This window comes from Paenibacillus zanthoxyli JH29 (assembly GCF_000520715.1).
GTDB classification, from domain to species: Bacteria; Bacillota; Bacilli; order Paenibacillales; family Paenibacillaceae; genus Paenibacillus_AQ; species Paenibacillus_AQ zanthoxyli.
The window spans coordinates 1-13496 of sequence record NZ_ASSD01000502.1 but is presented as its reverse complement, the minus strand read 5'-3'; the positions used below and the strand labels follow the sequence as shown (position 1 = coordinate 13496).

10 protein-coding genes are annotated in these 13496 nt (G+C 54.8%); 6 read left to right on the top strand and 4 right to left on the bottom strand.

Annotation, left to right across the window (positions count from 1 at the left end; all coding sequences use genetic code 11):
* Window positions 1–1105: sensor histidine kinase (locus tag L691_RS0119245; protein WP_025692004.1), on the bottom strand; the 1105-nt coding region annotated here is incomplete at its 3' end.
* A 269-nt stretch (window positions 1106–1374) separates the two neighbouring features.
* Here L691_RS0119245 and L691_RS0119240 point away from each other — a divergent pair.
* The 5 genes from L691_RS0119240 to L691_RS0119215 all read left to right on the top strand — a co-directional run bounded on the left by L691_RS0119240 (window position 1375) and on the right by L691_RS0119215 (window position 9816).
* Window positions 1375–2310 (top strand): ABC transporter ATP-binding protein, encoded by a 936-nt coding sequence (locus tag L691_RS0119240; RefSeq protein ID WP_025692003.1) that lies wholly within the window; start codon window positions 1375–1377, stop codon window positions 2308–2310.
* Window positions 2311–2322: 12 nt separating this feature from the next.
* Complete coding sequence (locus L691_RS0119235; RefSeq protein ID WP_025692002.1) at window positions 2323–3495, top strand: ABC transporter permease; 1173 nt, start codon at window positions 2323–2325, stop codon at window positions 3493–3495.
* On the top strand, window positions 3488–4738 hold the full coding sequence (locus tag L691_RS29445) for an ABC transporter permease (protein WP_036737371.1): 1251 nt from the start codon (window positions 3488–3490) through the stop codon (window positions 4736–4738). Before L691_RS0119235 ends, L691_RS29445 begins: the two co-directional genes overlap by 8 nt.
* Window positions 4739–5465: 727 nt before the next feature.
* On the top strand, window positions 5466–6623 hold the full coding sequence (locus L691_RS0119220) for a cation:proton antiporter (protein ID WP_025692001.1): 1158 nt from the start codon (window positions 5466–5468) through the stop codon (window positions 6621–6623).
* 193 nt (window positions 6624–6816) lie between these two features.
* Window positions 6817–9816, top strand: a complete 3000-nt coding sequence (locus L691_RS0119215) for an efflux RND transporter permease subunit (protein ID WP_025692000.1) — start codon at window positions 6817–6819, stop codon at window positions 9814–9816.
* Between the two features lie 191 nt (window positions 9817–10007).
* Here L691_RS0119215 and L691_RS0119210 read toward each other — a convergent pair whose 3' ends face one another.
* Both L691_RS0119210 and L691_RS0119205 read right to left on the bottom strand, forming a co-directional pair.
* Window positions 10008–10259: an EAL domain-containing protein gene (locus tag L691_RS0119210; RefSeq protein WP_084654274.1), complete on the bottom strand. Its 252-nt coding sequence runs from the start codon at window positions 10257–10259 to the stop codon at window positions 10008–10010.
* A 215-nt stretch (window positions 10260–10474) separates the two neighbouring features.
* Window positions 10475–10960, bottom strand: a complete 486-nt coding sequence (locus L691_RS0119205) for a DinB family protein (protein ID WP_025691998.1) — start codon at window positions 10958–10960, stop codon at window positions 10475–10477.
* 221 nt (window positions 10961–11181) lie between these two features.
* Between L691_RS0119205 and L691_RS0119200 the strand changes: the two genes are divergently transcribed.
* A complete protein-coding gene (locus L691_RS0119200) occupies window positions 11182–12138 on the top strand; it encodes a helix-turn-helix transcriptional regulator (RefSeq protein WP_025691997.1) in 957 nt (318 codons plus the stop codon).
* Between the two features lie 117 nt (window positions 12139–12255).
* On the opposite strand, the gene gcvPB is transcribed toward L691_RS0119200, so the two are convergent.
* The coding region (gene gcvPB / locus L691_RS0119195) for an aminomethyl-transferring glycine dehydrogenase subunit GcvPB (protein ID WP_025691996.1) at window positions 12256–13496 on the bottom strand (1241 nt) is incomplete at its 5' end.

The following is a 13496-nucleotide window of genomic DNA, read 5'->3' as shown; positions in this document are numbered from 1 at the left end:
TGCCGTTACGTTCCTGCAATTCTTGGTTCACGCCGGACAACTGTTCCGAGGGTGTTCCATCGCCCCGGCTGTTGCCGCTCCTCTCCGCCATCCCGCCGCCGTATCCTTCCATTGTCTTTCCGTTATTACTGACCTCCATCGTGACTTCGGACGGGCTGTAGCAGAGCTTGATGCCGACCGAGGTCGCGTGCCCGTGCCGCAGCCCATTGGTGATGGCTTCGCGGGCATTTTTATATAGCACGACCTGAACGCTCGGATAGAGCGGAAAAGGCGTACCCTCGACTGTATATGAGGTCTCAATGCCGGTGTCACGGCCGGTCTCTTCCAGCAGCCGGTCTAGGGCATAAGCGCCCTCAAGATGCGGCCCCCGGCCGATGCGCCTTACGGCGACGCGCAGGTCATCCATGCTCTCCGCCAACTGATCGCGCACCTGCCGCATCATGGACATGCCCGCTTCCGGAGCAGAGGGAAGTGTGTGGAGCGCGGCCTCCATCATCATTTTGACACGGATCAGCCGGTGGCCGATATCGTCATGCAGCTGGCGGGATATCCGAATCCGTTCCTCGGCTTGGGCGGCATTCTCTACTTGGGACGCGAATTGGAGCAGCCGATTTCGGGCTTCGTCCAGCTCGAAGTGCTTTTTGCGCAGCTCGTCATACAGATGCAGCGTCTCCTCGCGGCCGCGTCCCGCCGAATAGAGCTGGGCACACAGCACGGCAGCCAGAAGAAACACCAGACTCACCCAGGCGCGAATCACCGGAGCTTCTTCCATGACGGCAGCGTTCAGCACGGCCAGATGAATCCCCGCAAGCAGCAGAGGCAGCGAACCGGGACGGAGGCGGAAATAGGCGAGCAGCACAGACAGGGAGGGGAACACCATTAGGCTTCCGTACCTGGAGCACAGCCAGGAAGAGTACAGCATTTCCAGCGCAGCCATCCCTATGGTAAACCGTCCCGGCAGGCGCGCTCCCAGCGTCGCCAGCAGCAGAAGCATCAGCAGATGCAGGGTGAACCGGTCATAATTGGCATATTCCTGAACGTACATCGAGATAAATGCCGGGATGGCAATTAACCCATACCGCAGCAGCTTCAGCTCCTTGGTCACACGCCGTCATCCTTTTCACTAGAGATAGAGATTAAGCGTCCTTCCTTCGCAAACGGCCTTTTTTCAGCGAATGGCTGATCCTAGCGAGGGAAGGCGTATCATCGCAATTCCATCTTAGCACATCCTCTATGCTGCGGGACGCGGGTTTGGCCGCTTCTTCACAAGAGATGACTTAAGTCACCTTCACTTCATGACCTTCCGTACCTTCGGCGGCTTCGGGGCTGCGCTACAATGAAACCATGAAGAATAAGGGACAGGAGAGATGAACGATGGCACTTGCTTCACTAACCGATGTGGTAAAAAGATATGACAGCAAGCTGACGGTGGATCATGTGAATCTAAGCATTAATGAAGGGGAAATATTCGGCCTGCTCGGTCCGAACGGCGCGGGCAAAAGCACGACGATCAGCATGCTCTGCGGCCTTCTAAAGATGGACGGGGGAAGCATAGTCATCGATGGTATTTCCGTAGCGAAGCAGCCGCTTGAGGCCAAAAAAAGAATCGGGCTCGTCCCCCAGGACCTGGCGCTGTACGAAGACCTGACTACCTGGGAAAATGCATCCTTTTTCGGCAAACTGTACGGCCTGCGCGGCGAACTGCTGAAGGAGCGGGTGAAGGAGGCGCTAGAGTTTACCGGACTCGCTGACCGTGCGAAGGATAAGCCGTCCACTTTTTCCGGAGGGATGAAACGGCGGCTGAACATTGCCTGCGCCATCATGCACCGCCCCAAGCTGATCATTATGGATGAGCCGACAGTGGGAATCGACCCGCAATCCCGCAACCATATCCTTGAATCGGTTAAAGCGCTCAATAAGCTGGGTTCAACCGTTATTTATACGAGCCACTACATGGAAGAGGTTGAAGCTATATGCGACAGGGTGGCGATTATGGATAAGGGGCATATCATTGCTTGCGGGACGGAAAAAGAGCTGCGGGAACGGGTCGCCCACGAAGAGAAAATCATCATCAAAGCAGGCAGTATCACGCCAGACCTGATTCTGGAGCTTAAGCAGCATCCCCGGGTGACCCGGGTGGAGGCCGAAGGCGAGACGCTGGAGCTGTACCTGCCGTCGTCCCAAAGCGAGCTGCAGGACATCCTGTTTATTTTCGCCAAGCATGGGGGCGTGATTCAGATGCTGCAAATCGAGCAACCGGATCTGGAGACGTTATTCCTAAGCTTGACCGGGCGGACCTTACGGGATTAGGAGGAGAGGACAATGGCTAATATTTGGACAATTGCGGCTTATGAACTGCGGCGCCTGCTCCGTTCCCGCTCGATGCTGATCAACCTGTTTCTTCTGCCGATTTTGCTGATTTTCTTGATCGGCTCGGCGCTTTCCGGCGTTATGGGCGGAGGTAAGGATCAGACGATTGATCCTTTTCGGGTAGGCATTGTCGATGCGGCAGCGAACCCCTCCGAACGCTCGCAGCTGATCGGGAGCTTCTTGAAGTCGCCCGAGATCGCGGAAATCATTACACCGGAAACCGCAGACAGCCGGGAAGCGGCGGTAAACGGCGTGCGTTCGGGAGAATACAGCTATGCCGTCATCGTTCCGGCCGGATTCGACAAGGATATCATGAGCGGGAAGGAAGCGCGGCTTGAATATATTCTCGGCAAAAACCGGACGGACAATATGGTCGCAGGAACCGTGTTCGACAATTTCCTGAGCAGCATCAATTACAGGCAGGCCGCCGCCATGACGCTTGGACCGCAGGCGATTCCCGCGATGACGGAGAGCGGGCAAAGCAATCCGGCCGTGGTGCTCGGCAAGCTGAATGAAGGAGCCCCGGCCTACACTGCTTCCCAGTATTACGCGGCTGCGATGCTTCTGATGTTCCTGCTTCTGTGCGGACAGATGGTGATCACCAGCCTGTACAGCGAAAAGGATAACCATACGTTGTTTCGGATCGGCTCCATGCCGGTGAAGGGCGGGGAACTCTTTATGGGAAAAATGCTTGGCATCGGAATCGTGTCCGTCCTGCAGTGCGCCTCCATTATTTTGGCTACACACTTTCTGTTCGGCGTGTACTGGGGCAACCGCCCGGGGCTTCTGGCACTGGTATGTCTGTTAATGATTCTTGCTTCGCTGACCTTGTCGGTCATTATAGCTATGTTTGCCAGAACGGCAGCGTCGGCAAGATCCATTTCAACCGGGCTGACGGTGGTGATGACGTTTATCAGCGGAGGGATGGCTCCCCTGCCGGATTCCTGGGTGAATACAGGCGGCGCGTTCTCAATCAATCACTGGGGGATGCGGGGTATCCTGCGGATGATGCTGGAATCCCCGTGGACGCAAATTTCGGGCAGTATCACGATGCTGTCGCTGATCTGTCTCGTGCTGCTGGGCTTGGCATTTTTCTCGTACCGAAAGGTGGGTTATCATGTATAATATCCTTACCATTTCCTGGAATCTGGTAAAGCGGATGATTGGCAGACGCAGAGGTGTGATCGCCTATATTCTCTTGCCTGGCGTTATAGTTTCCGTCATCATATGGATGACCGGCGGCATGGGATATGAGAAGGCGACCGTACTATACACGAATCTGGACAGCGGCCCCGCAGGAGCGCATGTCATTGCCGAACTGGAGAAGACAGGGGACTATACCCTGGTTGAAAAAGAGAGCGGGGGCGAGCTGCGCACCGGAGTCCTCGACGAGAAGGGCCGAGCGGGATTGGAAATTCCAGCAGGCTATTCGGCCTCGCTGCTCGCCGGGCAGGCGCCGCAAATCCATATCTATGAGTTAAAGACGTCTGCTGCGTCAATCGCACTTAAAATGAAGGCTTCGGAAATCGGCGGCAGGCTGCGCGAAGTGGCTTTGGCGGTTGACGCTGCCGGAAAGGGAGCAGAAGCGGGGAAGGCTGGAGGCACGGCTGGTGTTCAGGCAGCTAGTCCATCCATAGGTCCAACCGGTATGGCCAGCGGAACTGCCTCCGGTACGGCTGCCGCGCGGGAAGCGAAGTTGTCCGCTGTTCTGCAGCAGGCGGAGCTGCATCATGTGGGCAGCCAGAAGACCGACTATAACCTGTATCCCCGCGAAAGCCTGGGTGTCGTTACCGGATTTATGTTGATGTTCTTGATGGCTATGGTTACAAGCTCCGTTTCGGTCATTATGGATGACCGCAAGAAGCGGACCATGATGAGGATGTTCAGCGCGCCTGTTCGTTCTTATGAAATTGCGCTCGGCAATTTTCTGGGCAGCTTTACGGTGGGCGTGATCCAGGTCGCCGCTGTGCTTCTGGTAGGCCGCTATGTGCTGAACTACAACTTTGAGCTTCCGATGTATCTATATTTTCTCATCCTGGCGGCGTTCATGCTGGTGTGCATGGGGCTGGCCAGCACAGTTGCGGGACTCATTCGCAACCCGAACAATGCGGGTATGCTGAACGCGCTCATTCTGACTCCGACCTGCATGCTGGGGGGCTGCTTCTGGCCGATCTCGATCATGCCGGACTACATGCAGAAGGCAGCGAACTTCGTCCCGCAAAAATGGGCGATTCAAGCGGCAGACCTTGCTGCCACCGGCAGCGGCTGGAGCGAGCTGTGGTTGCCCTTTGCGGTACTGGGCCTGATGGCGGTCATTCTGCTGGTCATCGGTTCCGCCATTCTGCGGCCGAGCGAGTCGGCTGTGTAGAGCTGTATGAGACGAAGAACGCCCTGATTCCATTCCACCGAATGGGCCGGGACGTTTTTTTGTTATTTTAGGCGAGAATGTGTTGCAACGAATAGAACCGGGGAACTTGTTTAGCGGCTATGGGTTTCTAGGGATCACTTTTGCTTATGACGACGTTGCCCATCATCCTGAACGGATGGTTTACCGCGGTAACAGGAGCGACGGGCAAACATGTGGTTCGGTATGAGCCTCAGCAAGGCGCGATGAACCAAATGATGCGGAAAACCTGAAATTGTACATCTTTTGCCGGCCTTGGAACTTCACTGAATAGCATGCCTGCCAAAATACAGTTTCTTATCCGTTCAACCTCAATTGCAGTCGGCGCAGCCTTAAATTCCTGCACAATCGGAGGCTTTTCCTGCTGACAAGCACTTTTGATCTAAAAAACCTGCACTCTAGCAGGCTTGCAAGATGCCGAACTAAAATCATAACCAACTTAGAGGTCCCCTCTATATGGAGCTTTTCGATTCTGAACAACTTGCTTCGAAATGATTGGACCATAGGAGATTATCCTGGCTGGTTGGCTTCTACTCTTTACAATGATTCTAAACAAGGGTATATTTATAGGGATAATTCAAATAAATGAATAAACCATCGTTTTATGGAGGAGCCTGTCACCAAGGGCTCCTTTTTGCTTTTTTCAGGGCTTATTAGTGCAATTTTAAAGAAGACAAGGAGCGGATCATCCATGGAATTTATTTTAACCTTATTGCTGATTCTACTGTCCACCAAGCTCGCCGGGCATCTATCTGTCGCTCTCGGCCAGCCGTCCGTTCTCGGTAAACTGATTGTGGGCATCGTGCTTGGTCCGGCGGTGCTGGGCTGGATTCAGAATGGAGAATTTATTCACGAAATGTCTGAAATCGGCGTGCTGCTGCTCATGTTCATCGCGGGACTCGAGACGGACCTGGATCAGCTTCGGCGCAACTGGAAATCGTCCTTTGCCGTGGCGGTAGGGGGAATTATTCTTCCGCTGTTTGGCGGAATGGGGATTGCGGAGCTGTTCGGTTTTTCTTATTCGCATGCCTTGTTTCTAGGGGCGATTCTTAGCGCAACCTCCGTCAGCATTTCGGCGCAGGTGCTTAAGGATATGAACAAGCTGAATTCACGGGAGGGCTCAACCATACTGGGAGCGGCCGTTGTCGACGACGTACTGGTCGTTATTCTGCTGGCGGTGCTGATGAGCTTCTTCGGTGCGGGAGAATCGGTGCCGCTGGGCCTCTTGATCGGTAAAAAGCTGCTCTTCTTCGCTGTCGCCATCCTCGCCGGCTGGCTGATTGTCCCCCGGATGCTCAAATGGCTGTCTCCCCTTAAAGTGACGGAGGCGACCGCCAGCATAGCGCTTGTCATCTGTTTGGCCTACTCCTGGTTCGCTGAATGGACCGGAATGGCCGGCATTATCGGCGCGTTCGCCGCGGGGCTGGCCGTCTCGCAGACTGCCTTCAAGCACACGGTGGAACACAAGCTGGAGCCCATCGCTTACACCGTCTTCGTGCCCGTCTTTTTTGTCAGTATCGGACTTAACGTTTCCTTTGAGGGAGTTCTCGGGCAGATCGGCTTTGTGATCCTCTTGTCGCTCGCGGCGGTGCTGACCAAGCTGATCGGCGGCGGACTCGGCGCGCGTCTGACGGGCTTTAATACCCGTTCATCGGTAGTGATCGGTTCTGGCATGATATCACGGGGCGAGGTCGCTCTGATCATTGCCGCCACGGGACTACAAAGCGGACTGTTGCTGCCGGAGTATTTCACTTCGGTTATTATTGTCGTAATTGCCACGACGCTGCTCACCCCGCCGATGCTGAAATACGTCTTTCGCGAGCCGGTTAAGCTGGACGAAGGGGAGTAGAATATCCTTTATGGCGTTTTCCTGTCCTTTGGTTGGGGGCAGTATCGGTCCTAAGGCTGAGTTCCGGACCCGCCGCCCGACTGTTTTAAGTCTATATGAAAATATCTAAACTTGTTACAAAGAGAAGCAATCATATAGAAATCTGGCACACCTAAGCTTCAACAATACTGGGGAGTGGAAGGAGAAATGATTAATGACATGGTTAACAAAATGGTCGCTTGGTAACAAAGCGGCCACTGGGCTGCTGATTGTGATGGCGCTCATAGTGGGAGTGATGAGCTACAGCTCACTGCCGATGGAGTTCTTGCCGGAGGCGGATAATCCGCAGGTGACGGTAACGGCAATTGGCCTCGGCCAGGACACGCATGCGATGGAGAAGCAGGTGACCAAACCCATCGAGAATGCTCTGGCAATGATCAAAGGCAAGACGGAGATGACGTCCACCTCGGGAAATGGCTACACCAAAGTGGACATTAATTTTGACTCCAAGACGAATATGAAGGATGCCGCGCAGGAGGTGCAGAAGGCGGTCGACGCGCTGCAGTTTCCTCAGGGAGTAATGCGGCCGTTCGTTCTTCAATTAAATACCTCCATGATTCCGGTAGCCTCGGCCACTCTTTCATTCGACGAAGGAATAACTGAACAGAACTTGAAGATGGCAGAGACGGAGATTATCCCCGAACTGCAAAAGATCGATGGGGTTGCGAACGTCGCGTTCTACGGCAAAACTGCGCCGCAGGTAATGGTCAAGCTTGACCCGCGTCTTATGGCCGAAAAGAAAGTATCCGCCCAGCAAATTACCGGTCTGCTTCAAGGCCGGAACGTATCGGCTTCCGTCGGGGAGCAGACGATCGGCGGCCAGACCGGCAGCATTAATGTCGTTTCTTCCATTGACAGCGTCGATACCTTGAAACGCCTGCCGGTTTCGCCCGGAGTGACGCTTCAGGATATCGCATCAGTTCAGGTGAAGAGTGATCAGGAAAGCATCAGCCGCTCGAACGGCAAGGATGTGCTGTTCTTGTCGGTAACGAAAGAAGCCAATGCCAATGCGGTTGATGTCGGCAATAAAGTCAAGGATGCAATAAAGAACATTAATTCGACCGTAAAAGGCGCGAAAGCTGAGGTAGTATTCAGCACCTCGGATATGGTCGTTGATTCCGTGAACAGCATGATGCGTGAAGTACTGCTCGGCGCTCTGTTTGCGACTATCGTCATTCTGCTATTCCTGCGCAATGTGCGGGCAACACTTGTGACAGCCGTTTCCATTCCACTGTCGCTGGCCGTTACCTTATATCTGCTCGATATCTCAGGAATTACGCTGAATGTTATCACACTCGGCGGGGTAGCGGTTGCGGTCGGCCGTCTGGTTGACGACAGTATCGTGGTTATCGAGAATATTTACCGCAGATTGCAGAAAGAGTCCTTCTCCGTTGACATGATGATCAGCGCGACGAAGGAAGTTGCCCGGGCGATTACGTCCTCGACGATTGTCACTGTCGCCGTCTTCCTGCCGATAGGTCTGCTGCGCGGCAGTATGCAGGCGTTCCTGCTGCCTTTTGCCTTGACCGTTACTTACTCGCTGCTGACGTCGCTGGTGGTCGCGTTGACTGTCGTTCCGCTGCTGAGCTCCGTGATGCTGCGGAACACGTCCATGAAAGAGCATGAGCCGTCCAAGTGGTTCCAGCGGTTTCTTAAGTGGAACCTGAACCGTAAATGGGTGTCACTGTCGCTGGGGCTGATCATTCTGATAGCTTCAATCGCCGTGTATATGAACATGCCTAAAGGGGCGCTGGACGCTTCAGATGCGAGCAGTGTCGCGATCGAACTAAAATACCCGAATGATACGCCGGTCGCGCAGGTTCTTGAACAGGGGAAACGGCTGGAACAGGAAATTATGAAACAGCCTCAGGCGAAGACGGTAATCATGCAGTCCGGGAACAGCGCCGATTCCGCCAAATGGGGCAACGTATCCTCGCCTACATTGGTCAACTATTCAGTAGTAATGAAGGAAAATGCCGACGCCCAAGCATTTATCGATAAAATCCGGGGGCTGCAAAGCAGTTATCCCGGAGCAAGCCTGGCAGCTAATGAAGGCGGCATGATGGGTTCGAGTTCGACCAATGAGTACATTGATATTGCCGGCGATGACCTGTCCAAGATTACCGCTGCGGCGGGTCAGGTTATGGACAAGGTGAAGAAGATTGACGGCATCCGGAAAATCTCCAGCAACATGGAGGATACGAAGCCGGTCTTTGCCTTCAACGTGAATCCGGCGCAGGCCAACGCGCAGGAAATATCAATGCAGCTGGCCGGTATGCTGAATCCGATGCCGCTCGGTCAGATGGAGCTGAACGGTTCTCCGGCTGCGGTCGTATTATCTCCACTCGCTCAGCCTAAATCGCAAACGGACCTGCAGGGCATCATACTGATGACTTCCACGGGGCCTAAGCAGCTGTCACAGCTGGCGACCCTGGAAGTGCGGAACGAACCGGCCATGTTGTACCGTAAAGACGGCAAGCCTTATGCGCGAATTACTGCCGAAGTCGATCCGAAGAAGGTTTCCGAAATCGGGGCCTCGATCAAAAAAGAAACCGACAGCGTCAAGCTGCCTGAAGGCGTAACCCTCGTATCGGGTGGCGCATCCGCCGACCAGGCGGGCGATTTCAAGGATCTCGGAATGACGGCGCTCATTTCCATCGGTCTGATCTACCTGATCATGGTGATCACGTTCAAGACGCTTCGCGCACCGCTGGCGATTATTTTCTCGCTGCCGCTGGCAGCCATTGGAGCCGTTATCGGTCTGCTTGTATCGGGAGTAACCCCCGACTTCACTGCTGTATTCGGCGCGCTGATGCTGATCGGCATTGTAGTTACGAACGCCATTGTGCTGATTGACCGCGTCAAGCATAACGAGGAGCATATGAGCATTCGCGAAGCGCTGCTCGAAGCGGCGGGAACACGGATGCGGCCGATTCTGATGACGGCCATCGCCACAATCTGCGCCATGCTGCCGCTGCTGTTCGGCCATTCCGAGCAGGGCAGCATCGTCTCGCAAAGCTTGGCAATTGTAGTTGTGGGCGGTTTGACCGCCGCCACGGTGCTGACGCTGGTTGTCGTGCCGGTCATTTACGAGCTGTTCTACTTCCGCAAGTCGGCGAAGCAGCGCAAAAAAGCGCTGAAACAAGCGGCGTAATTCACTGCTAAGCCTTAAATAGAGCAGGGGCATGGACGGGCGGTTACCGCGCTAAATGAAGAAAGAATTACTTGTGAGGCGATGGTTTCCGGTACTTTACCCGGAGAACCATCGCTTTATTTTTTGAGGATAAATATCCTTACTGCATGAGGGTGTGAGGAGGGACTTTCGGGATGAGGATTTTCTGGAAGTTATGGTTCCATACAGGCGGCAGCGACTCCGGAGCTTTCCCATCTGGCTAACAACTGTTCCATGTCCTTGGCGGCGAGCGGCTTGCTGTACAGATAACCCTGGATTTTGTCGCAGCCCTGATCCTGCAAATAGGTCAGCTGGTCCGCTCTCTCCACGCCCTCCGCAACTACGCACATCTTCATCCGTTTGCCGATCATCATAATTTGTTCGAGCAGTATCGCGTGATTCGTCTCCGCCGGAATGGAGTCAATAAAAGTCCTCTATTTTCCATTCATTTTTTCATAAATTCGACGGTATATCCTGAGCACAAAAAAGAGACAGGCAAAAAAACGAATGTTCGCAGAATATGCGCGTCATCGTCTTTTGCTCTGTCCCCTGCACCTGAAAGTTACCTTGCCCCGGGCTGTGAACGTCCGGTATTTCAGCATGGGCTCCAAAGTCCGCATTTTGGCAGCTATTGTTCGGTTCAGTACAAGTCAAACATGTTCACGTCATAGCCCAGTTCCTTCATATAATTGAAGAGCTGCGCCCGGTGATGCTGGGCATGGGTGACGATTTCGATCAGCCATTTGGCCTGAACGGAACCATGCTCCAGGTAGAACGGCTTGGTGGATTTGTGCAGGAAGTCTTTCTCGCTTAATCCCTCCATGTACGCTTTCAGATCCTGAAAACCTTTGTCCATCCATGCCGACAATTTGTCCGAAGCGCTGTCCTGATTAATCTCTTCTTCCATCCGCCGGATTTCCGGCTGCCCTTGCTCCTGCAAGATCAGCAGATCGACCGAGGGAACGGATACAAGATGCTGGGCCAGTTCCAGCAGGGAACGCATATTGTCCCGGGGGCGGTAATCCCGATGCTCCGGGGAGATTTTAGCAATCAGCTTGGACGAGGTCCGGACGATATGCTCCAGTTCTGCAAACAGCAGACCTTTCATTTCACTTACGGCTTGCATAAGCTCACACCTTTCGAATGTATGGGTTTGACCAGGAGCGCATCGCAGCTGGAGGGCTCAACTGAGAAGTGTAATTTTCCAGCGTACGTCGCTTCTATGCTTCATTTTCCATTGTAGATTATAATAGTGACAAGTATTGTCATAAAACAATCGGAAGATTCCAATTCAAACGCGAAAAAGGAGGCTTAGCGTCCATGTCCAAACGCGAAAACCGGGATACCATGCCCAAATCGAAACGGCTGCTCGGGCTGATGATGACCGTCAACCGCAAGAAAAAATTTACCGTCAAGGAGCTTGCCCAGGAATTCGGCGTGTCATCGAGGACGATATTAAGGGATCTGCAGGAGCTTGGAGAGCTTGGCGTTCCTTTATATTCGGAAGTGGGACCTCACGGCGGGTACCAGGTGCTGAACGAACGAATTCTGCCGCCTATCGCTTTTACCGAGGAGGAAGCGGTCGCTCTTTTTTTCGCCTGCCATGCCTTGCGTCATTACTCTTTTATCCCGTTTGAGACGGAGGCATCATCAGCGCTTGGAAAATTCTATCATTATATGTCCGGAGACGTGCGGGACCGGATTGACCAGATGAAGAACCGGGTGGATTTCGTCATTCCCGCCAGGCAGGCGGAGTCGCCCTATCTGTCCAGTCTACTTGATGCGTCTGTGATGCAAAAAGTCGTGCGGATCGGATACAAATCGCAGGAGAACGTTACGGTTCGGGACATTCAGCCGATCGGCATTTATGCCAGCAGCGGCTTGTGGTACTGTCCGGCGTACTGCTTTCTGCGCGGCGGCGTGCGGCTGTTCCGGTGTGATCGGATCGTGAGCGTCGAGGAGGGGGACCCCGGAATACATCCGCTGGACCTACGCAGCATTCATTTGGGCAACTGGGAGGATGCTTTTTCGGACAAAAGCCAGTACACCCGCTGCCGCGTTCAACTGAGCGAGGAGGGGGTACGGGTATGCGAAGCGGAGCTGGGGCGGCGGGGGCTGCTGCAGGTTCGGGAGGACGGCACCGGCTGGATTGACGGTGAGATTCCAAGCAGCGAAATTCCTTACTTTGCCAGATTATTCATTGGTCTTGGGAGCGACGCCGAAGTGGCGGAACCGCCGGAGCTGATCGACTGCATGAAGGTTAAGCTGAAGGAGCTGCTGGCCAAGTATGACGGGCAAGTGTAACAGGCAGGGAGCATAACCCTCTCTATCCTAAAAAATCCCTCTTGATGCACCCGGTGAAATGTGCGACCGGATGTTCAAGAGGGAATAAGATTGGGTTAATGACGCGCTGCCGCCCGCTTATCCGCAGGAGCAGTTCAGCACGGGCTTCCGCGCTGCCTGGGTCTCGTCAAGACGGCTGATTTCGGTGGTATGCGGCGCGTTCAGGACAATTTCCGGCGTATCCTTCGCTTCCCGCACGATGCGGATCATCGTCTCAATGAAGCCGTCGAGCGTTTCCTTGCTTTCCGTCTCGGTCGGCTCGATCATGATGCACTCCTCCACGTTGAGCGGGAAGTAGACAGTCGGCGGATGATAGCCAAAGTCGAGCAGGCGTTTGGCGACATCGAGCGTGCGGACGCCGTAGGCTTTCAGGTTCTTGCCGGACAGGACGAACTCATGCTTGCAGATGCCGGGGTAAGGCACCTCAAAATGCGGCGCCAAGCGGCTCAGCATATAGTTGGCGTTCAGCACGGCGTTCTCCGACACCTCGCGCAGTCCGTCCGGACCGTAGGTGCGGATGTAGGCGTAAGCGCGGACGAGAATGCCGAAGTTGCCGTAGTAAGCCTTCACCCGGCCGATCGACTGCGGGCCGCCTTCTTGAAGCGAGAAGCTGCCGTCTTTCGCCTTGGCCACGGTGGGGCCAGGCAGGAACGGGGTCAGCTTCGCCTTGACGCCGACCGGGCCGGCGCCCGGGCCGCCGCCGCCGTGCGGCGTGCTCATCGTCTTGTGCAGATTGAGATGCACAACGTCGAAGCCCATGTCGCCGGGGCGGGTGATGCCCATGATCGCGTTCGAGTTGGCTCCGTCATAGTAGAGCAGCCCGCCCGCTTCATGTACGATCTTGGCGATCTCTACAATCTGCGTCTCGAACAGGCCGAGCGTGCTCGGGTTGGTCAGCATGAGCGCCGCCGTGTCGCTGCCGACCGCTTGTTTCAGCGCCTCCAGATCGACCATTCCCTGTTCATTAGAAGAAATGGTTACTGTCGTAAGGCCCGCAGCCGAAGCGCTGGCCGGGTTCGTGCCGTGCGAGGAGTCCGGAACAATGACCTTGGTCCGGACCTCGCCGCGCGCTTCATGATAGGCGCGGATCATCATGAGTCCGGTCCATTCGCCATGCGCGCCGGCGGCGGGCTGGAGCGATACGGCGTCCATGCCGGTCAGTGCGGCCAGGTCGCTTTGCAGCGTGTGCATCAGCTCCAGCGCGCCCTGGATGCTTTCCTCCGGCTGGTAAGGATGGATCTTCGCGAATCCCGGGAAGCGGGCGACATCCTCATTGATCTTCGGATTATATTTCATCGTACAGGAGCCGAGCGGATAGA

Bases quoted from the DNA above. Each gene is read 5' to 3' on its own strand.
- L691_RS0119235 (WP_025692002.1), top strand. From the start codon at position 2,323: ATGGCTAATATTTGGACAATTGCGGCTTATGAACTGCGGCGCCTGCTC.
- L691_RS0119200 (WP_025691997.1), top strand. From the start codon at position 11,182: ATGCCCAAATCGAAACGGCTGCTCGGGCTGATGATGACCGTCAACCGC.
- L691_RS29445 (WP_036737371.1), top strand. From the start codon at position 3,488: ATGTATAATATCCTTACCATTTCCTGGAATCTGGTAAAGCGGATGATT.
- L691_RS0119240 (WP_025692003.1), top strand. From the start codon at position 1,375: ATGGCACTTGCTTCACTAACCGATGTGGTAAAAAGATATGACAGCAAG.
- L691_RS0119205 (WP_025691998.1), bottom strand. From the start codon at position 10,960: ATGCAAGCCGTAAGTGAAATGAAAGGTCTGCTGTTTGCAGAACTGGAG.
- L691_RS0119215 (WP_025692000.1), top strand. From the start codon at position 6,817: ATGACATGGTTAACAAAATGGTCGCTTGGTAACAAAGCGGCCACTGGG.
- L691_RS0119220 (WP_025692001.1), top strand. From the start codon at position 5,466: ATGGAATTTATTTTAACCTTATTGCTGATTCTACTGTCCACCAAGCTC.